Origin of the sequence: Caballeronia sordidicola, from assembly GCF_002220365.1 — a bacterium.
Classification (GTDB): domain Bacteria; phylum Pseudomonadota; class Gammaproteobacteria; order Burkholderiales; family Burkholderiaceae; genus Caballeronia; species Caballeronia sordidicola_C.
Genome location: NZ_MTHB01000165.1, coordinates 45,362 through 64,673, shown reverse-complemented (window position 1 = coordinate 64,673; position 19,312 = coordinate 45,362). Strand labels below are relative to the sequence as shown.

General features: G+C 62.0%; 15 protein-coding genes. 12 read left to right on the top strand and 3 right to left on the bottom strand.

From position 1 onward, the window contains the following. Positions 1 to 236 precede the first annotated feature (236 nt). The 6 genes from fba (at position 237) to BSU04_RS24350 (ending at position 7,355) form a co-directional block, all read left to right on the top strand. On the top strand, positions 237 to 1,301 hold the full coding sequence (gene fba / locus BSU04_RS24375; protein ID WP_089162983.1) for a class II fructose-bisphosphate aldolase: 1,065 nt from the start codon (positions 237 to 239) through the stop codon (positions 1,299 to 1,301). A gap of 413 nt (positions 1,302 to 1,714) precedes the next feature. Next, the gene (locus BSU04_RS24370; RefSeq protein ID WP_089163081.1) at positions 1,715 to 2,617 is read left to right on the top strand and encodes a phosphoribosylaminoimidazolesuccinocarboxamide synthase; all 903 of its coding nucleotides are present in this window, start codon (positions 1,715 to 1,717) and stop codon (positions 2,615 to 2,617) included. A gap of 229 nt (positions 2,618 to 2,846) precedes the next feature. Continuing rightward, a complete protein-coding gene (gene purE / locus BSU04_RS24365) occupies positions 2,847 to 3,374 on the top strand; it encodes a 5-(carboxyamino)imidazole ribonucleotide mutase (RefSeq protein ID WP_089162982.1) in 528 nt (175 codons plus the stop codon). Between the two features lie 67 nt (positions 3,375 to 3,441). Then, a complete protein-coding gene (locus BSU04_RS24360) occupies positions 3,442 to 4,629 on the top strand; it encodes a 5-(carboxyamino)imidazole ribonucleotide synthase (RefSeq protein ID WP_089162981.1) in 1,188 nt (395 codons plus the stop codon). 5 nt (positions 4,630 to 4,634) lie between these two features. Further along, the gene (locus BSU04_RS24355; RefSeq protein WP_089162980.1) at positions 4,635 to 5,657 is read left to right on the top strand and encodes an L-threonylcarbamoyladenylate synthase; all 1,023 of its coding nucleotides are present in this window, start codon (positions 4,635 to 4,637) and stop codon (positions 5,655 to 5,657) included. A 492-nt stretch (positions 5,658 to 6,149) separates the two neighbouring features. Continuing rightward, complete coding sequence (locus BSU04_RS24350; protein WP_373452857.1) at positions 6,150 to 7,355, top strand: ATP-binding protein; 1,206 nt, start codon at positions 6,150 to 6,152, stop codon at positions 7,353 to 7,355. Between the two features lie 159 nt (positions 7,356 to 7,514). On the opposite strand, the gene BSU04_RS24345 is transcribed toward BSU04_RS24350, so the two are convergent. From BSU04_RS24345 to BSU04_RS24335, 3 genes are all read right to left on the bottom strand, one after another. Then, positions 7,515 to 8,711, bottom strand: a complete 1,197-nt coding sequence (locus tag BSU04_RS24345) for an SGNH/GDSL hydrolase family protein (protein ID WP_089162979.1) — start codon at positions 8,709 to 8,711, stop codon at positions 7,515 to 7,517. A gap of 237 nt (positions 8,712 to 8,948) precedes the next feature. Then, positions 8,949 to 10,454: a D-alanyl-D-alanine carboxypeptidase/D-alanyl-D-alanine endopeptidase gene (gene dacB, locus BSU04_RS24340; protein WP_089162978.1), complete on the bottom strand. Its 1,506-nt coding sequence runs from the start codon at positions 10,452 to 10,454 to the stop codon at positions 8,949 to 8,951. A gap of 274 nt (positions 10,455 to 10,728) precedes the next feature. Further along, positions 10,729 to 11,697, bottom strand: coding sequence for a LysR family transcriptional regulator (locus tag BSU04_RS24335; RefSeq protein ID WP_089162977.1), 969 nt, complete (start codon positions 11,695 to 11,697; stop codon positions 10,729 to 10,731). A gap of 127 nt (positions 11,698 to 11,824) precedes the next feature. On the opposite strand from BSU04_RS24335, the gene BSU04_RS24330 reads away from it, so the two are divergent. From BSU04_RS24330 to BSU04_RS24305, 6 genes are all read left to right on the top strand, one after another. Beyond that, complete coding sequence (locus BSU04_RS24330) at positions 11,825 to 13,135, top strand: MFS transporter (protein ID WP_089162976.1); 1,311 nt, start codon at positions 11,825 to 11,827, stop codon at positions 13,133 to 13,135. A gap of 19 nt (positions 13,136 to 13,154) precedes the next feature. Beyond that, positions 13,155 to 14,399: a Zn-dependent hydrolase gene (locus BSU04_RS24325; protein WP_089162975.1), complete on the top strand. Its 1,245-nt coding sequence runs from the start codon at positions 13,155 to 13,157 to the stop codon at positions 14,397 to 14,399. Positions 14,400 to 14,412: 13 nt separating this feature from the next. Then, a complete protein-coding gene (locus tag BSU04_RS24320; protein ID WP_089162974.1) occupies positions 14,413 to 15,435 on the top strand; it encodes a histone deacetylase family protein in 1,023 nt (340 codons plus the stop codon). A 143-nt stretch (positions 15,436 to 15,578) separates the two neighbouring features. Next, complete coding sequence (locus BSU04_RS24315; protein WP_089162973.1) at positions 15,579 to 16,241, top strand: response regulator; 663 nt, start codon at positions 15,579 to 15,581, stop codon at positions 16,239 to 16,241. After that, positions 16,241 to 17,566 (top strand): sensor histidine kinase, encoded by a 1,326-nt coding sequence (locus BSU04_RS24310; protein ID WP_089162972.1) that lies wholly within the window; start codon positions 16,241 to 16,243, stop codon positions 17,564 to 17,566. The genes BSU04_RS24315 and BSU04_RS24310 overlap by 1 nt, the downstream gene beginning before the upstream one ends. A 65-nt stretch (positions 17,567 to 17,631) precedes the next feature. Further along, on the top strand, positions 17,632 to 19,167 hold the full coding sequence (locus BSU04_RS24305; RefSeq protein ID WP_089162971.1) for a DegQ family serine endoprotease: 1,536 nt from the start codon (positions 17,632 to 17,634) through the stop codon (positions 19,165 to 19,167). The last annotated feature ends 145 nt before the right edge of the window (positions 19,168 to 19,312 follow it).

Genomic DNA, 19,312 nt, shown 5'->3' with positions numbered 1-19,312 from the left:
GACGGTGCCATTGAGACAGCTTGGTCGGCGAGTGGCCGGTAGTAGTTGACCTCTGCCTGTAATTGACCCGGCCGCGAACTCCGAAGCCTCTTCCAAGCGAACCTCCCGAGTGCGAACGAACACATAACGGCCTGTCGGCTCCAGCTAAAATATTACAAACCTGGCGATGCCCACAACAGCAAGAACACCGCAAACAGCCAAAAAAAGACTTCGTTCCATCTCAAGGAGTTTTACCCATGCCTCTCGTATCAATGCGACAACTGCTGGATCACGCGGCTGAAAACGGCTACGCGCTTCCAGCGTTCAACGTCAACAACCTGGAGCAAGTACAAGCCATCATGGCCGCCGCCGACCAGGTCAACGCCCCGGTCATCATGCAGGCCTCTGCCGGCGCGCGGAAATACGCTGGCGAAGCGTTCCTGCGCCACCTGATCGAAGCTGCGGTCGAGTCATACCCGCACATCCCGGTCGTGATGCACCAGGACCACGGCCAATCCCCGGCGGTCTGCATGGCCGCCATCCGCAGCGGTTTTACGAGCGTGATGATGGACGGCTCGCTCGAGGCCGACGGCAAAAGCGTTGCATCGTATGAATACAACGTCGATGTATCGCGCAAAGTGGTCGAAGCGGCCCACTCGATCGGTGTGACGGTTGAAGCCGAACTCGGCGTGCTCGGCTCGCTCGAAACCATGAAGGGCGACAAGGAAGACGGCCACGGCGCCGAAGGCACCATGACGCGCGAGCAGTTGCTCACCGACGTCGAACAAGCCGCCGACTTCGTGAAGAAAACCCAATGCGACGCGCTGGCTATTGCCATCGGCACATCGCACGGTGCGTATAAATTCACCAAGAAGCCAACGGGCGATATCCTCGCCATCCAGCGCATCAAGGAAATCCACCAGCGCATTCCGAACACGCACCTGGTGATGCACGGATCGTCGTCGGTGCCGCAGAACCTGCTGGCCGAAATCCGCGAATTCGGCGGCGACATGAGGGAAACCTATGGCGTGCCGGTCGAGGAAATCCAGGAAGGAATTCGTCACGGCGTTCGCAAGGTGAACATCGATACCGACCTGCGGCTTGCAATAACGGGTGCAATCCGCCGCTATTTCGGCGAAAATCCGTCGAAATTCGATCCGCGTGACTACCTGAAACCGGCCCGCGAGGCAGCCAGGAAAATCTGCCTCGAACGCTACATGCAATTCGGCTGCGAAGGCCAGGCGAGCAAGATCAAACCGGTCCCGCTCGATAAAATCGCCGAGAAGTACAAGTCCGGCGAACTGGCTCAAATCGTCAGGTAAGCAAGTCGATAAGCGCTTCAGCCCCGGTTTGACAGGGTTTGGCGGGGCCAGCGTGCGTTGGAGCATAAGCCTCGGGCAAGCGCCAGGCAGGCGTTTGAACGGCCCGCTGGACGGCTTTTTTTGAGATGGCCATCCTCGGACGGCGTAGTGGGCGGTTTCGCCTGCAGCCTCACCGTCGATGAACCAAAATCGAGTCGTCCGCCCGACGCGTTTACAATGGCGTTGAGTCGCGTTTGGCGCCCGGTTTTGCGCCCGGTTTTGCGCCGGGCATCACTATGCAGAATGAATGCAAAGGCTGACCCTGGGCGCATGACAGGGTCAGCCGACACGAACCGCCGTTCCCGCAATTCCGGGGAACGGCGTGTTGGTTTTTTCTCTCAGCCTGATTTGCGGCACTTTTCCGGTAGATGACGATGTCCACCTCACATTCCCCGCTGTACGAATCCACGCTGAAATCGTTGCCCCTGCTTGGGCGCGGCAAGGTCCGCGACAACTACGCAGTCGGCACCGACAAGCTCCTGATCGTCACGACCGACCGTCTGTCAGCGTTCGACGTGATCATGGGCGAGCCCATTCCGAACAAGGGCCGCGTCCTGAACCAGATGGCCGATTTCTGGTTTGCGAAGCTCTCGCACATCGTGCCGAACCACAATACCGGCATCGATCCCGCAACCGTGGTCGCCGCTGACGAAGCCGATCAGGTCAAGGGCCGCGCCGTCGTGGTAAAGCGCCTGGAGCCGATCCTGGTGGAAGCGGTCGTGCGCGGTTATCTGGCCGGCAGCGGCTGGAAGGACTATCAGGCAACGGCTTCGGTCTGCGGCGTGCAATTGCCGCCGGGCCTGAAGAACGCCGAAAAGCTGCCCGAACCGATTTTCACGCCGGCAGCGAAGGCCGAAATGGGCCATCACGACGAAAACATCACCTACGATGAGATGGAACGCCGGATCGGCACCGAACTGTCGGCGACCATCCGCGCGATTTCGATCAAGCTGTATAAGGAAGCGGCCGAGTATGCGGCGACGCGCGGCATCATCATCGCGGACACGAAGTTCGAATTCGGACTGGACACGCGCGGCGAACTGTTCCTGATGGACGAAGTGCTGACAGCGGATTCGTCACGCTTCTGGCCGGCGGACGGGTATCAGGTCGGCACGAACCCGCCGTCGTTCGACAAGCAATTCGTGCGCGACTGGCTCGAAACGCAATCATGGGGAAAAACGCCCCCGGCGCCGAAGTTGCCCGACGACGTGATTGCGAAAACAGCCGAGAAGTACGAAGAAGCGCTGCAACGGTTGACCGGGCAGTCGCTGGCGTAAGGTTTCGCGGCTGGGCCGGCCAAGGATGGCGCTCGCTACGGCGGGCGTCTCCAGTGGCTTGACCGCGGTAGTGGCAAACGCAAAAAGCTGCCGGCAATCAACGCAGCCAAGCGTCCGGCCAGGCAGCGCCGAGTCCGAAAGGCCATCGCATAACGGCCGGAACGCTTCCAATCCGCACCACCCGAAAAAGGCCGCCAAAGGCCTGTCCACCCCAAAGGAATGCAGCACGATGAGCGAAGTCCAGACCGCCACCGCGGCCCACACGCACGACGCACCGTTGATCGGCGTGTTAATGGGTTCCAGTTCCGACTGGGACGTGATGAAAAACGCGGTCGCGATTCTTCAGGAGTTCGGCGTGCCTTACGAAGCGAAGGTGGTATCGGCGCACCGCATGCCCGACGAAATGTTCGCCTACGCCGAAAGCGCGCGTCAGCGTGGCCTCGCGGTGATCATCGCGGGGGCGGGCGGCGCGGCGCATCTGCCGGGCATGCTCGCCGCCAAGACCACGGTGCCGGTGCTGGGCGTGCCGGTATCGAGTAAATATTTGAAGGGCGTGGACTCATTGCATTCGATCGTGCAGATGCCCAAGGGCGTGCCCGTGGCGACGTTTGCTATCGGCGAGGCGGGCGCGGCGAACGCAGCGTTGTTCGCAGTCTCCATACTCGCTGTCACCCAAACTGCCTACGCTGAGAAACTCGCGGCATTTCGCTCGCGCCAGAACGACGCGGCGCACGCCATGGTCCTCCCGCCGCTATAGACGCAGCAGTTTCACGTAACACCTCCGGCACCATTTCCGGCCGAGACCGACTGACCGACCCCACAAGATGAACGCACACACCCAACCCAGTTCTCCCATCCAGCCGGGCGCATGGCTCGGCATGGTCGGCGGCGGCCAGCTCGGCCGCATGTTCTGTTTCGCAGCACAGTCCATGGGCTATCGCGTGGCGGTCCTCGATCCCAACGAGACGAGTCCGGCCGGTTCTGTCGCGGATAAACACATCCGCGCCGCGTACAACGACGAATCGGCGCTCACCGAACTCGCGCGCTTGTGCGCGGCGGTATCGACGGAATTCGAGAACGTGCCGTCCGCCAGTCTCGATTTCATCGCGAAAACGACGTTCGTCAGCCCTGCCGGCCGATGCGTGGCGATTGCGCAGGATCGCGTGGCGGAGAAACGGTTTATCGCGAGCGCAGGCGTGCCGGTGGCGCCGCATGTGGTGATCGAGTCGCCGCAAGCGCTGGCCGCCTTAAGCGACGAACAGATCGCCGCCGTGCTGCCGGGCATTCTGAAGACGGCGCGTCTCGGCTACGACGGCAAAGGTCAGACGAGCGTGCGCAACGTCGATGAAGTGCGCACCGCTTATGGGTCGCTCGCGGGCGTGCCTTGTGTGCTCGAAAAGCGCATGCCGCTCAAGTTCGAGGTGTCCGTGCTGATCGCGCGTGCCGGCGACGGGAAGTCGGCCGTTTTCCCGCTCGCGCAGAACCAGCACGTCAGCGGCATTCTGGCGAAGACTGTCGTGCCCGCGCCGGACGCGTCGCCTGCGCTCGTCGCCCAGGCGCAAGATGCCGCGCTCACGATTGCCGCGAAGCTGGATTACGTCGGCGTGCTGTGCGTGGAGTTTTTCATCCTGGACGACGGCACGCTGATCGCCAACGAAATGGCACCGCGTCCGCATAACTCCGGTCACTACACCGTCGATGCCTGCGCCACCAGCCAGTTCGAGCAGCAAGTCCGCGCGATGACCGGCATGCCGCTCGGCGACACACGCCAGCATTCGCCGGCCGCGATGCTGAATATTCTCGGCGACATCTGGTTTGAAGGCACGAAGTCGCGCACGCCGCCGTGGCATGACGTGATCGCGTTGCCCACCGCGCGGTTGCACCTGTACGGCAAGGAAGAGGCGCGGCACGGCCGCAAGATGGGCCACGTGAATTTCACCGGCGCCACGCTCGAAGAAGTGCGCACGGCGGCGCGCGATTGCGCCCGCATGCTGCACATTGCGCTGGATTAACCTTGATGACTTTCGAAGCTCCCACCGTCGCGCAGATCACGGAGGCCGCCGCGTTGCTCGACGCCGGGCAACTCGTCGCGTTTCCGACTGAAACCGTCTACGGACTGGGCGGCGATGCCGGCAATCCCGAGGCTATCGCGCGGATCTATGCGGCAAAGGGGCGGCCGTCGAATCATCCGGTGATCGTGCATCTCGCGCCCGGCAGCGACCCGGCGTATTGGGTCGAATCGCTTTCAGCCGATGCGCAGAAACTGATCGATGCCTTCTGGCCCGGTCCGCTCACGCTGATCCTGAAGCGCGCGGCGCACGTGCCGGCGGCGGTCAGTGGCGGGCAGGATTCCGTCGCTATCCGTTGTCCGTCACATCCGGTCGCGCAGGCGCTGCTCACCGCCTTCAGTACTTTGCGCGATGGTCATGGCGGCGTGGCGGGGCCATCGGCGAACCGGTTTGGGCATGTCAGCCCGACCACGGCGCAACATGTCCGCGATGAATTCGGCGCAAGCGTGCATGTGCTGGATGGCGGGGCGGCGAAGGTGGGCATCGAATCGACCATTCTGGATTTATCGCGGGGCTTTCCTGCGTTGCTGCGGCCGGGACATGTCAGTCCGTTGGAGATCGCCGATGTGCTGGGCGTCATGCCGCGTCTGCCCGATGGCACCGACGCCAGCGCGCCGCGCGCCTCCGGCACGCTGAAGGCGCACTACGCGCCGCGCACGCCGCTCAGCTTGTTGCCGTTTGCGGCACTGGAACCGTTGCTCGCAGCCCATCCGCTGGATGCCGGCAAGAAGCTGGCGCTGGTCGCGCGGACATCGAGCGCGGGTAAATGGGCGGACGCACCGAACGTGCATTTCATTGCTGCGCCCGATGATCCGCAGAGCTACGCACGCGAGCTGTACCGTCTGCTGCGCGCGCTCGATTGCGCCGATGTCGAGAGGATATTGATCGAGACGCTGCCGGTATCGGCGGAATGGAGCGCGGTGAACGACCGGTTAGGGCGTGCGGCGGCGGCGTTTGAAGAGCAGGAATAAAGGGACGCGGCCGGCTTTGTATGCGTCTGATCAAGTTAAGATACTTTTTTGTACCTTAACTTGATCGAGCAGCGCGTCTGGCCCAATCTCCGCCGACTGAACGCCTATGGCGTTCTTAAATAAGCCAAAAATTAGCATAAAAATCATGCGCTTAGAATGGTAAAAAAATTAAGATACAAAAAAGTATCTTAAGGGTATCAGCATGGCGCAATGGTCGTTTTATGGTCGCACGGGCACGTTGGAAACGCTCGACAACTGGTTCACGGACCGGCTTGGTTCTTTTGCCGCATTCAGGGTCGTCGGCGTATAGGCAAGACAACGCTGCTGCGCGAGCTTTCCAAATCCGATGGAACATTGCTGACCCGCATGGTCTACATGCAAATTCCCGACTCGGATGAGCGCGATGTTGCCGCGAGTTTTCGCCGTACCCTCAGCGATTGCGAATCCCCTTTTGCGAACTCTCTGGCCGATTCGGTAGTGGATTTCAATTCTATGGCTTCGGCTATTGGTGATTTGTGCCGGGACGGGCTTGTCGTCGTACTCGACGAATTTCAGTACTTCACGGCACCGAAGCTTCGGCCTTTCAACTCGTTTCTGCAGGAGCAAGTGGATCGACTTCGCGAGACGCATAAAGGCGGTTTATTTGTACTCGGCTCGCTTCAATCGGAAATGAGCGCACTACTCGACGACAAAGGTGCGCCGCTCTTCGGCCGGCTGACCGCAACCATCGAATTGCAGCATTGGGATTTCGAAGATTTGACCTCCGTGTATCGCGCGCATGGGATCGAGGATCCTTACCAATGGCTCACGCTATGGAGCTTTTTCGAGGGCGTACCGAAGTTTTATCGAGATGCTTTCGATCAGGGGTTGTTTTCCGTATCCCGGGACAATTTTGCCCAAGCGCTGCTGGAACGGATGTTCCTCAAGGAGGGAAGTCCTTTGGCGGAGGAAGCGGACACATCATTTCTGCGGGAGGTGAAGGGGAAGATGCTGTCCATCCTGAACTACCTCGCGCAGAACCCGGGCTGCGGCAACGGTGACGTGATTGCTGCCGTCAACCGGGAAGACGACATGACGCCCTTGGGCACGCACATCAGGCGTCTTGTTGAAAACTACCAGATGGTCGACAAGCGTCAACCCGTGTTCTCCGACAGCAACAGTCGCAATGCCTGGTACTACGTTACCGATAATTTTCTGCAGGCGTGGTTGGCGGTGGTCAAGCCGGCGCGCGACACCTCACGCATGCGCCCGCTCGCCAAGGCAATCGAACGCGCGATGCCGCGTTGCTATGGGCACGAAGGTTTTGCGTTCGAAAAGCTGATCCGGCACCTGCATATTGAATGCTCGCGTAAGGGCCTGGGCGACTTTTCCCTGAGCTCCATCGAACTCGGTTATTGGAACCGGGCGCGCAATGTGGATAACGACATTGAGATCGATATCGTAGCGCTGGATGCCGACGATCAACGCGTGCGATTCGGTTCGTGCAAGCGCAATGCGACCGCGCACGACGGAGCGTCTCTCGCAAAGTTCGAGACGCATATCGAGAGATTCCTCTCAACAAAAGAAGGCAGAAGAGTAGCCGGATGGACCGTTGAGAAAGCGCTGTTTTCGCCCGTATTCACGGCCGTCGAAAAAGACGCCTTTTCAGATAGGGGTTACGAGTGCCGAGACCTGCAATGGTACGCAGCACTTTTTTAACACGCGCCGTGCACGTCTTCGGCGGACATCCGGACCTAAACTGTCCGACCAGTCTGGCGGCGACGGGGATTTTTCAGCGTGCGCATGACCACCACCCAATGAGAAACGCCCGGTCTTCTTCGACCGGGCGTTTAACCTCATCGGCTCATTCAGCCGCGTTTATTTCCCCAGTCCGCTTGCAGCAATCTGTTGCTCCACGTACGAGGAGAACAGCGCGTGCAGATGCGTCGTCGGGTGGACGGTATCCGCATACATGTACGACTGGTCCGCGCCGGCCACCGTGTAGGTTTGCGGTGAGCAGAACAGCGACGTAGCGAATGCCGACGGGTCTGGCTCGCCCAGCTTGGTCGCGGCGGCGGTCATTGCGGCGAGATTACAGGCCGTGCCCGTATTCGATACCGTGAAGCCGTTCGCCTGGAAGTTCGCCTGGATGCCGTCGACCCACGTGTAGGCATCGACATAGATCACCTTCGACAACAACCCCGACTGCTGCAGCGCGCCCTTCAGGGTGCCGTTGAACAGCTGCGTCACTTGCGAGAAGGTCACGCCTTTATCGGCGCTGGCCAATCCCTCAGGCGCTCCGCCGATGTCAGGAACCGCCGATACCACCACGTGCGTCGCACCGGATTGCAGCACCCTGCCAACTAACGTCGCCAGGTCGATGGCCGCCTGGCTGATAGCGGTCGTCGCGGCGGTCGTTGCGGCGGTGCCGGCTGCCTGCGCCTGCGCCGGCGTGATAGCGCCAGCGGCGAGCTGCGCCTGGATGCCGGCGGCTGTCGCTTGCGCCACGGCCAGGTTGTAGAAGATGTCGTTGGCGCCGCCGTTCACCAGCACGAGCTGGTTGGCGTTGAACGAACCATGCGAGCCGATGTACTGGGTGACCTGGTCGTTAATCGGGATGGTCGTGGCCTCCGAGAAGTCCGCGTTCGCCGTGCCCGGCGTGGCGTGGCCCACCCCCGGCTGCAGCGTCACGCGTGAGCCGCCTTGCGCATAACCCAAACCGCTGGCCGGCGAAAGCGGAATGCCGAAGCCGCCCGTGTTCGCTGCCGTCAGCGTGTCGCCGTAATATTGCGCCACGTTCTGGGTCCAGATCTGGCCCGGATTTGTCGTGAAGCGGCCGCCGCCGAAGTTCGCCGCTGCGACCGGCGCATACGTGCCGACGTCCGAGAGACTGTCGCCAAACGACACCACTTGCAGTTTCACACCGCCCGCAGGCGTGTTGTTGTTGTTATCGCTGCCGCCGCCGCACGCGGCCAGCAAGGCGAACGCGGCGCACGCAGTGGCCGTCTGGGCAGCGAGCAGCCAGCGCGTTTGACGCGCGGCAGGTTTCGTCAGGGCGGGTTTCATCGACTTCATCTCCTCGTTCCTCGTTTATCTGGTCATGTGGTCTGCACGCCGCTTCGAGGTTGCTGTCGGCTGGCTTTCCGCTTGGGCGTTGGCTTCAAACGACACGCACTGCGGACACTGCGTGTCGTCGGCCTGGCGTGGCGATAGCTTACCGAATCTTTAAGAAGATTTGAGATGTTTCCTACGAGGGTTTGCCTGTGCTTGCAGAGCGCGCGTCCTCGGGTTCCAAGTCAGTCAGCAAGCGTCTCATTCAGCCGATCCCGTGCGGCGAGCGCCTTCATACACCCACTCGAGCAGCGCGTCGTGCGCCGCCCGGGCCGCTTCGGCACGCGGGTCGTTGATAAAACTCACCACCACGTAGCTCTCGCCGTTCTCCGCACCCACGTAGCCGGCGATGGCCCGCACGTCGCGCAGCGTGCCCGTCTTGATGTGGGCGTTGCCGACCGCGCCTGCGTTGGTGAGCCGGTTGCGCATGGTGCCGTCCACGCCCGCGATGGGCAACGACTCCACGAAGACCTGCGCCACCGGGCTCGAATTCGCGGCCGTGAGCAGGTCGGCGAGCGATTGCGCCGTGATGTGTTCTTCGCGCGACAGGCCCGAGCCGTTATCGAGATAGAGACCGGTCATGGGTAGCGCGCTGCGATGCAGGAACGCCTCGATCGCCGCCGATGATTTCTGGGTCGTCGCCGGCGGTTTGCCCATTGCGGCGCCGATGGTCAGGAACAGGTTGCGCGCCATTACGTTGTTGCTGAACTTGTTGATGTCGCGAACGATGTCCGACAGCACCGGGCTGCGGTGCGTGCCGACCAGCCGCGCGCTGACTGGCGTCGGGCCTTCGCGGGTGGTGCCGTTGAACGTGCCGCCCGCCTGTTTCCACAGCGCGAGGAAGCCGCCGGCAAAGAATGTGGAGTGATCGAGCGCGGCGACGTTGATGGTGCGCGGGCCGCATCGCAGCGGATAGTCGCCGATAAACGACGCCTGCACGAAGCCGCCCGTGGTTTGCGCCACGCTCGGCGACGCCGCCGGCAGCGAGCCCGCGCAAGCGCCGCGCGTGACCTTGAGTTCGTTGTCGATCTGCAACTGCGCGAGTTGCGGCAGCACATCGATTGCAACCTGGCCGTCCGGGCTCGGCGTCAACGTGAACGACAGCGACTTGAACGCATACAGCAGCGGGTCCGGGCCGACGTTGTAGGGCGCGTTTTCGTCGGCGTCGAAGGCGGGGAGATCGCGCGTGGATGTATCGAAGTAACGTTTGTCCAGGACCAGCGCGCCGTCAATGCCTGTGATCCCGTTGTGGCGGATCTGGTCCACCAGGTCGATGAGTTCTTCCGGCACGAGTTTCGGATCGCCCGTGCCCTGGATATACAGGTTGCCGTGAAGGACGCCGCTTGCATCGACTTCACCATCGGCGTAGGCCGTGGTTTTCCAGCGGTAATCCGGACCCAATAACGACAAGCCCGAGTACGTGGTGACCAGCTTCATGGTGGAGGCGGGCATCATCGGCTCGTTGGCGTTGATCGCGACGAGGGGCACGCCGCCTCCGCCAATCCGCTCGACCACGACGCTCATCGACGAAAGCGGCACGTGGGCGCGTGCAAGCGCCGCCATGACAGTGGCCGGAAGCGGACCGGCCGGGACAGCGACCCGCTGGACCTTCGACTTCTTCGTCGCTGCGCGATTCGGCGTTGGTTTCTGTGCTTCCGCCCTGGAACCGCCGCCACCGCCGCCGCGGGCCTCGACAGGCGAGTTCATCGCGAAGGTGAAAGTGGCGGCGGCTATAACCAGGGTCGCGGCTGTGCGCCAACGTTTGCCAAGTGGATTTTTCCTGTTTAGAAAAGGTGCTCTATACATGTGGTCGGGTCGTGATGGGGTGATGTGGGGCGGTTTTGCGGATTCCAGGGCGAGGGTGTCCCAAGCGGTGCGGCTATTGTATGGGGGTTCTGCTTACGGTTTGAGGTTTGCGGGCTTTCAGCCGGCAGCGGATGCGAAGCCTTGGCGCTCGCATCGCGCTTGCGGCTCAGCGCGGCTAGCGCGGCGCGAGCCGTTCGGGCAGTGAATAACGCTGCATCGTGCGCTCCATGCCATCGAGGAACGCCTGCTCCGCGGCGTTCATCTTGCGTCCGCGATGCCACAGCAGATCGACGTCGACATCGACCAGACCCTCTTCCGGCGGCAAACGCCACAGGCGCTGCTGCGTAAGGTCGTCGCGGACAATGTGCTCGGGCAGGCAGCCGATGCCATACCCCGCGAAGATCAGCCGCCGCACTTCGTCCAGACTGGGCGACGCCGCCACGATCCGTCCCGTGAATCCGCGCTGGTCGCGAAAGACGGTCAGCGGCGACAAGCTGTCGCCAATTTGATCGCTCGTGAATGACACGAAGTTTTCCGCGAGCAAATCTTCCATCGACAACCCATGCCGTCCGAACAGGCGATGGTACCGGCCACAAAAAATGGCATATCGCTGGCGCAGAAAACAACGCTGCTCGAGTTTATCGATGGGCGTGCGGCACAAGCTGAGCCCCGCCGTCGCGGTCTTTTGCAGCAGCGACGAAATGATGTCCGAGGAACGCATTACCTCGATATGCAAGTCGATGCGCGGATAAGTCCGGTGAAATTCGCCGAGAAACTCGTCATACACGCCTGAATCGATGCGGCTCACCGTCAGCAGCCGGATCGAACCGGTGATGTCTTCGCTGCGGTCATCGAGCTCGGTTTCGAGCCGCGACATCTGGCCGTAGATATCGCTTGCGATCAGGTACACCTCTTCTCCCGCGTGTGTTGGCTCGAAGTGCGGGCCACGGCGCTGGATCAGGTTGCGCCCGAGCGTGTCTTCCAGGCGCTTGAGCGCCTGGCTCACCGCTGGTTGTGTGAGATGCAGGCGCGCGGCGGCGCGGCTCACGCTGCGCTCTTGCATGATGACCAGGAAAGTGCGCAGCAGGTTCCAGTCGAGCCGGTCGTTCAGGAACCGGGCTATATCTACACGCCGTTGAGTCATGGGGAAATGTCCAAGGTATTAGCCAAACTTATACGGCGAATAATAAATCGAAATTGGACTAATGTTTTATGGCTGGCGATAAAACGCTCTGACCATCCGCATCAATACGAGCGAATCAGGAGACACCTTGACCCCAGCACTTGATGCGACTCGGCAGCCCGTGCGCGCGGCGGCCGCCGCTTTCATCGGCACGATGATCGAGTGGTACGACTTCTATATCTACGCCACCGCCGCCGCGCTTGTCTTCGGCGAGCTGTATTTCCCGTCGCACGATCCGTTCATCAGCACGATGGCGTCATTCGCCACGTTCGCCGTCGGGTTCTTCGCGCGGCCCTTGGGCGGCGTGATCTTCGGTCATCTCGGCGACAAGATCGGCCGCAAGAAAGCGCTGATGACCACGCTGATGATGATGGGCGTGGCGACCGTGTGCGTCGGTTTGCTGCCCGCTTATTCGAAAGTCGGCCTGCTCGCGCCGGTGCTGCTCGTGTTGCTGCGCGTGGTGCAGGGCATTGCGGTTGGCGGCGAATGGGGCGGAGCCGTGCTGATGGCGGCCGAGCATGCACCCAAGGGGCGGCGGACGTTTTTCGCGTCGTTCGCGCAACTCGGCAGCCCGGCCGGCCTGATTCTGTCGCTGATCGCGTTTCGCGCGGTGACGTCGATGCCGCATGACGAGTTCATCGCGTGGGGCTGGCGCTTGCCGTTTCTGGTGAGCGCGGTGTTGCTGGTGGTCGGCATCCTGATTCGGATGGGCGTGAACGAGTCGCCGGAATTCGAGCGCGAGAAGTTGTCCAAGCGCACGGTGGACCTGCCGATTGCCGAGGTGTTCCGTTCGTCGGGCGCGCTGGTTGCGTTTTGCATTGGCGCAAATACGATTGGCATTGCCGGCGTGTATTTCACCAACACCTTCATGATTTCGTACACCACGCAGTATGTGGGCGTGACGAAATCGCTGATCCTCGATTGCCTGTTTGCCGTCGCGATCATCCAGTTTCTTACCCAGCCGCTCGCCGCGTTGCTCGCCGAAAAGATAGGCGGTGCGCGCTTCCTGAAGCTCACGGCCCTGTGCGCGATGATCTCGCCCTATCCCATGTTCATCCTCGTGCAGAGCGGCAACATGGTGTCGATGATTATCGGCATCGCGATCGCCGTGGTCTGTATGGCGAGCTTCTATTCGGTCATCGCAGGTTTTGTCAGCGGCGTGTTTCCGGTGCGTGTGCGGTACTCGGCGATCTCGATTTCGTATCAGGTTTGCGGCGCGATCGCGGGCGGTTTGACGCCGCTCGTCGGAACTTGGCTTGCGCACAAATTCACGGGGCAATGGTGGCCGCTGGCAGTGTTTTACACGTGTCTTGCCGGGATTTCGCTCCTGTCGATTGTCGTGCTCGATGCGCTGAAACATCGCCGCGCCGATGCTCCGGAAGCACTGGCTACTCGTTGAGTCAAGAGGATAACGAATCATGTTGAAGATCGACGGCCCGCGCCTGTGGGCGAGCTTGATGGAGATGGCAAAAATCGGCGCGACACCGAAAGGCGGCGTACGGCGCCTTGCGTTGACGGAAGAAGACCGGCGCGGCCGCGAGTTGTTCGCCACGTGGTGCGGCGAAGCGGGAATGACGGTGCGTACCGATGAAGTGGGCAACCTGTTCGCGCGTCGTGACGGCTCGGATGCGAACGCGAAACCCGTGCTGATCGGCAGTCATCTGGATACGCAGCCGGAAGGCGGCCGCTTCGATGGCGTCTATGGCGTTCTGGCCGCGCTCGAAGTGGTGCGCACGTTGAACGATCACGGCGTGTTGACGGAAAAGCCCATTGAGCTTGTCTCGTGGACGAACGAAGAGGGCGCGCGCTTCACGCCGGCCATGCTCGGCTCGGCGGTGTTTGTCGGCGCGACGCCGTTGGAGGCTGCATTGCAGACGAAGGACGCAGACGGCGTAACGTTGCGGGAAGCTTTGAACGAGAGCGGTTGCGCGGGAACACGCGGACTCGGCGTTCAAGACGTCGATTCGTATTTCGAAGCGCATATCGAACAAGGGCCGATTCTGGAGAGTCACGGCCATCCTATCGGCGTTGTCACGGGTGGTCAGGCGATCCGCTGGCTTGATGTCGACGTGACGGGCGTGGCCGCCCACGCCGGCACGACGCCCATGCTGTATCGGAAGGACGCGATGTTCGCGAGCGCGGCGATGGCGCTTGAACTCGAAGCCATCGCGCAACGGTTTGCGCCGCTCGGCCTGGTCACGATCGGCCAGGTGGACGTGCCGAATTCATCGCGTAACACCATTGCGGGGCGCGTTGCGTTCACCGTCGACCTGCGTCATCCCGACGATACGCAAATTGACGCGATGGAACACGAAGTGCGCACGGCCTTCGGCAGGATCGCCGCGCAAAGAGGTCTTGAAACCGAGATTGCAACGTACTGGAAAAGCCCTGCCACGCCGTTTGATTCCGCATGCGTAGATCTTGTGGAAGAAGCCACGAAAGGCTTCGGCTACGCGTACGAGCGTATTGTCAGCGGCGCGGGTCACGACGCTATCCACCTAGCGCGGCACGTGCCTACGGCCATGGTTTTCATCCCGTGCGTAGATGGCCTTTCGCACAACGAAGCCGAGGATGCGCTCCCCGAAGACGTCACGTGCGGTGCGAATGTTTTGATCAATGCAGTACTGGCGCGCGCAGTAATCAGTGCGACGGTGCACGCGTAACTAGGACCCGGCAATGCTGACTTACTTCCATCCTTCGCAACTCAAACATCATCCGCGGACATACCTTTCGCGTGGTCAGATGCGCACGCCGCAGGAAATTCCGGAGCGCGCGTTGCGGCTGGTCGAGGCGTCGAAGGCACTCGGATTCGACGTCCGCGAACCCGCCGACCTTGGCGCTGCACCGCTCGCCGCCGTGCACGGCATGAACTACTTGCGATTTCTTGAGGAAGCGCATCGTGAGTGGAAGAAGGTGCCGGCCGAATGGGGCGACGAAGTAATGTCGAATGTGTATATCCGCGAGAACAATCCGTTGCGCGGCGTGCTTGGACAAGCAGCGCGCTATCTCGCCGACGGCAGTTGCCCGGTCGGCCCCGACACATACGAATCTGCCTACTGGTCGGCGCAAAGCGCGCTTGGCGCAGCGAACGCGATCCTGGACGGCGCGCGCGAGGCGTATGCGTTGTGCCGGCCGCCGGGGCATCATGCGCGTGCTGAAGCAGCGGGCGGTTTCTGCTACCTCAACAATGCGGCAATCGCGGCGCAGGCGCTGCGTGCGAAGTATGGCCGCGTAGCCATCCTCGATACCGACATGCACCACGGTCAAGGCGTGCAGGAAATCTTCTACGACCGCAGCGACGTGCTGTATGTCTCCATTCACGGTGACCCGACGAATTTCTACCCGGTCGTGGCCGGTTTTGACGACGAGCGCGGCGAGGCGGCCGGCGAGGGTTACAACGTGAATTTGCCGATGCCGCATGGTTCATCGGAGGAGGTGTTTTTCGATGCCCTCGATACCGCCACGCGTGTGCTTGAGCGCTTCCAGCCGGATGTTCTGGTGCTGGCGCTGGGCTTTGATATCTACAAGGACGATCCTCAGTCGACGGTCGCGGTGACGACCGAGGGATTCGGCAGGCTGGGCGGCGCGATTGGCGCGCTGACGTTGCCGACGTTGATCGTGCAGGAGGGTGGGTATCACATCGATACGCTTGAGGCGAATGCGCGGGCGTTCTTCGGCGGGTTCAGCGCGGCACGTTGAAAGGGTGCGTTGAAAGGGCGCGTTGAAAGGGCGAGGGAAAATGGGCTCCTGTTGTCTTAAGGCCCCTTTAAGCCCGCCTTGACCCGTCCCGGCTAGAATGAACGTCCGGGCTGCAAAGCCAAGACAAGCCGTGACCCAAACCGATGCGAATCCTACTGGTAGAAGACGACAGAATGATTGCGGAGGGCGTCCGCAAGGCGCTGCGCAGCGACGGATTCGCGGTGGACTGGGTGCAGGACGGTGAAGCCGCCCTGACGGCGGTAGGCGGCGAACCTTACGATCTCATGCTGCTGGACCTGGGCTTGCCGAAACGCGACGGCCTCGATGTCCTCAAGAGCCTGAGAGCAAAAGGCAACGCACTGCCCGTGCTGATAGTCACCGCCCGGGACGCCATTGCCGACCGCGTAAAAGGCCTGGACGCCGGCGCCGACGACTATCTCGTCAAGCCTTTCGACCTGGACGAACTGGGCGCTCGCATGCGTGCCCTGATCCGGCGGCACGCTGGTCGCGGCGACTCCCTGATCCGCCACGGCGCATTGACGCTCGACCCCGTAGGCCACCAGGTCACGCTGGAGGGCAACGCCGTAGCGTTGTCCGCCCGCGAGTTCGCGCTGCTCGAAGCCTTGATGGCGCGCCCGGGCGCGGTTTTATCGAAGAGCCAGCTCGAAGAGAAAATCTACGGCTGGGGTGAGGAAATCGGCAGCAACACGGTCGAGGTCTACATCCATTCGTTGCGCAAAAAGCTTGGGCCCGACCTTATCCGCAACGTTCGTGGACTGGGTTATATGGTGTCGAAGGAAGCCTGATGCATTCCATTCGCCGCCAATTGCTGGTCTGGCTGCTGGCACTGGTGATCGTCGGCGTGGGGTTTGCGGGCTGGCTGATCTACCGTCAGGCGCTGGCTGAAGCGAACGAACTCTTCGATTACCAACTGGAGCAGATTGCGGCCGCGCTGCCGTCGGAGCCGTTTTCGTCGGTGCTGCAATCGCGCAGCGACAGCGACGAAGGCGTCGTGATCCAGATCTGGAACCGCAACGGCGTGCTCATGTATTACTCGCACCCGCGCGTGCCGCTGGCTCCTCACGCCGAACTCGGCTTTTCCACCGAAGCCACGCCGCGAGGCGTATGGCGTGTCTATAGCGCGATTGTCGGCGACAACGTCGTCCAGCTCGCGCAGCCGCTGTCCATCCGCAACCGGCTGGCAGCAGGTGTCGCGTGGCGAACCTTGTGGCCGCTCGTGGTGCTGTTGCCGCTGCTCGGCATGGCGATATGGATTATCGTCGGACGGGGTTTGAAGCCGCTGCAACGTGTGACGCGCGCGCTCGACACGCGTCATCCCGAAGCGCTGGAGCCGTTACCCGACAACCGTTTGCCGGAAGAAGTCGTACCCGTTGTGCGCGCTTTGAACGCGTTGCTCGCTCGTCTTGCAACCGCGCTGGATACGCAAAAGGCTTTCGTCGCCGACGCCGCGCACGAGCTTCGCACGCCGCTCGCCGCCGTGCAGATCCAGTCGCAGCTGGTGGCGCGCGCAAAGGACGACGCGTCGCGCAAGGAAGCGCTCGACGACCTGCAAGCGGGCATCACGCGCGCCACGCGCCTGGCCGAGCAACTGCTTGCGCTCGCGCGCTCGGAACCTGACGGCAAGAGCGAGACCAAGCCGGTGGACCTGCACGCGCTGCTGGACGAATGCGTGGGCGCGTCCGTGCTGGTCGCGCAACAGCGCGGTGTCGACCTGGGCATTGAGGCGAGCGAACCGGCAACTATCTCCGGCGACGCCAATGCGTTGCGCGTGATGTTCAACAATCTCATCGATAACGCCACGAAATACACGCCTGATGGCGGGCGGGTGGACGTCTGCTTGCAGGTGAAAGACGGCAATCCCACACTGGAAATAGCCGACAGCGGCCCGGGTATCCCGGCCGACGAACGCGAGCGTGTGTTTGACCGGTTTTATCGCGCGGGAACGGGCGCGAGCCGGGCACGCACGGACGTGGCGGGCAGCGGCCTGGGCCTTGCGATCGTGCGCCGGATCGCGGTGCAGCATGACGCGAAAGTTTCGCTTGCCGAATCGAAAAGCGGGGGTTTGCTCGTCTCCATTCAATTCAGATCTGCTTTAACTACCCCGGTTTAAGTGCCCTTTAAGCGGCGCCCCGTACTCTTCGTTTCATTCTGAAGCGCATCCCCGAGGAGCACACGATGAAAGCGAAGATCATTTCCCGCAGCGCCATTGCGGTAGCCGTTGCCGTCGCCTTGTCGGCGGGTTACGTGGCCGGAAACCGGAATGTCCCGGCACCGCAGGTCATCACGCCGGCACAAGCCGCGATGATGCCGGCCGAAGCCGCTGCGAAGACCGGTATTCCGGATTTCTCCGGGCTGGTTGAAACCTACGGCCCGGCGGTCGTCAACATCAGCGCTAAACACGTGGTCAAGACCGCGTCGCGCCGCAATGGCATGAACGGTGGCGCAAGCGGTGGCAATCCGCAATTGCCGATCGATCCGAGCGACCCGTTCTACCAGTTCTTCAAGCATTTCTACGGTAATGGCGTGCCGGGCATGGGCGGCAACGACGGCCAGAACGCGTCCGATACCCCCAGCGAAAGCCTGGGTTCAGGCTTTATCGTGAGCAGTGACGGCTACATCCTGACCAACGCACACGTGGTCGACGGCGCGAACGTCGTCACGGTCAAGACCACCGACAAGCGCGAATACCGCGCGAAAGTAATCGGCTCGGACAAGCAGTCGGACGTCGCCGTGTTGAAGATCGATGCGAAGAACCTGCCGGTCGTCAAGATTGGCGACCCGAACGGCAGCAAGGTCGGCCAGTGGGTGGTCGCAATCGGCTCGCCTTACGGTTTCGACAACACCGTGACGTCCGGCATCATCAGCGCGAAATCGCGCTCGTTGCCTAACGAGAACTACACGCCGTTCATCCAGACCGACGTGCCGGTGAATCCAGGTAACTCGGGTGGGCCGCTCTTCAATCTGCAAGGCGAAGTGATCGGCATCAATTCGATGATCTATTCGCAGACCGGTGGCTTCCAGGGACTTTCGTTCGCAATCCCGATCAATGAAGCCATGAAGGTGAAAGACGCGCTGGTGAAGACCGGCCATGTGGATCGCGGCCGTCTTGGCGTGACCGTCCAGGGCATGGACCAGACGCTCGCGAAGTCGTTCGGCCTGCAAAGCCCGAATGGCGCGCTCGTGAGTTCGGTCGAAGCGGGCGGTCCGGCGGCCAAGGCCGGCCTGCAGCCCGGCGACGTGATCCTTTCTGTCAACGGCCAGCCGGTTGCGGATTCGAACGCGTTGCCGTCGCAGGTGGCGGCGCTCGCGCCGGGAACCACGACGAAGGTGCAGGTCTGGCGTGACAAGGCTACGAAGGACCTGAGCGTGACCGTGGGCACGTTATCCGATGCCAAGACCGCGAGCGCGGGCCAGGGTGGGGATAAGGCCGATTCGGCATCGCAGGATGCGCGGCTGGGAGTCGCTGTCCGGCCGCTGACGCCTGAAGAGAAGCAAAGCGCGTCGCTGTCTCGCGGTCTGCTCGTGCAACAGTCGGGCGGCGCGGCGGAAAGCGCGGGCATCCAGGCCGGCGATGTGATCCTGGCGGTCAACGGCCAGCCTGTCACGAGCGTGGAGCAATTGAAGACGATGGTGGCTCACGCTGGCGACAGCATCGCGTTGCTGATCCAGCGCGACGATGCGCAGATCTTCGTGCCGGTGGATCTGGGCTGATTGCCGGGTGATGTGAATATCGCCTGAACTTCAGGCGATGCAGGAGCAGGGCGGCACGCAGCGCGCCGCCCTGGAAAAATAGGGTGGGATGCAGGCATGAACCGTGCTCATAGTTTCTCTCCCGAACCGCTTTGGCCCGACTGTC

Excerpts from the sequence above, each read along its gene's own strand:
- fba (WP_089162983.1), top strand. The coding sequence starts at position 237 with ATGCCTCTCGTATCAATGCGACAACTGCTGGATCACGCGGCTGAAAAC.
- BSU04_RS24370 (WP_089163081.1), top strand. The coding sequence starts at position 1,715 with ATGTCCACCTCACATTCCCCGCTGTACGAATCCACGCTGAAATCGTTG.
- purE (WP_089162982.1), top strand. The coding sequence starts at position 2,847 with ATGAGCGAAGTCCAGACCGCCACCGCGGCCCACACGCACGACGCACCG.
- BSU04_RS24360 (WP_089162981.1), top strand. The coding sequence starts at position 3,442 with ATGAACGCACACACCCAACCCAGTTCTCCCATCCAGCCGGGCGCATGG.
- BSU04_RS24355 (WP_089162980.1), top strand. The coding sequence starts at position 4,635 with ATGACTTTCGAAGCTCCCACCGTCGCGCAGATCACGGAGGCCGCCGCG.
- BSU04_RS24350 (WP_373452857.1), top strand. The coding sequence starts at position 6,150 with ATGGCTTCGGCTATTGGTGATTTGTGCCGGGACGGGCTTGTCGTCGTA.
- BSU04_RS24345 (WP_089162979.1), bottom strand. The coding sequence starts at position 8,711 with ATGAAGTCGATGAAACCCGCCCTGACGAAACCTGCCGCGCGTCAAACG.
- dacB (WP_089162978.1), bottom strand. The coding sequence starts at position 10,454 with ATGAACTCGCCTGTCGAGGCCCGCGGCGGCGGTGGCGGCGGTTCCAGG.
- BSU04_RS24335 (WP_089162977.1), bottom strand. The coding sequence starts at position 11,697 with ATGACTCAACGGCGTGTAGATATAGCCCGGTTCCTGAACGACCGGCTC.
- BSU04_RS24325 (WP_089162975.1), top strand. The coding sequence starts at position 13,155 with ATGTTGAAGATCGACGGCCCGCGCCTGTGGGCGAGCTTGATGGAGATG.
- BSU04_RS24320 (WP_089162974.1), top strand. The coding sequence starts at position 14,413 with ATGCTGACTTACTTCCATCCTTCGCAACTCAAACATCATCCGCGGACA.
- BSU04_RS24315 (WP_089162973.1), top strand. The coding sequence starts at position 15,579 with ATGCGAATCCTACTGGTAGAAGACGACAGAATGATTGCGGAGGGCGTC.
- BSU04_RS24310 (WP_089162972.1), top strand. The coding sequence starts at position 16,241 with ATGCATTCCATTCGCCGCCAATTGCTGGTCTGGCTGCTGGCACTGGTG.
- BSU04_RS24305 (WP_089162971.1), top strand. The coding sequence starts at position 17,632 with ATGAAAGCGAAGATCATTTCCCGCAGCGCCATTGCGGTAGCCGTTGCC.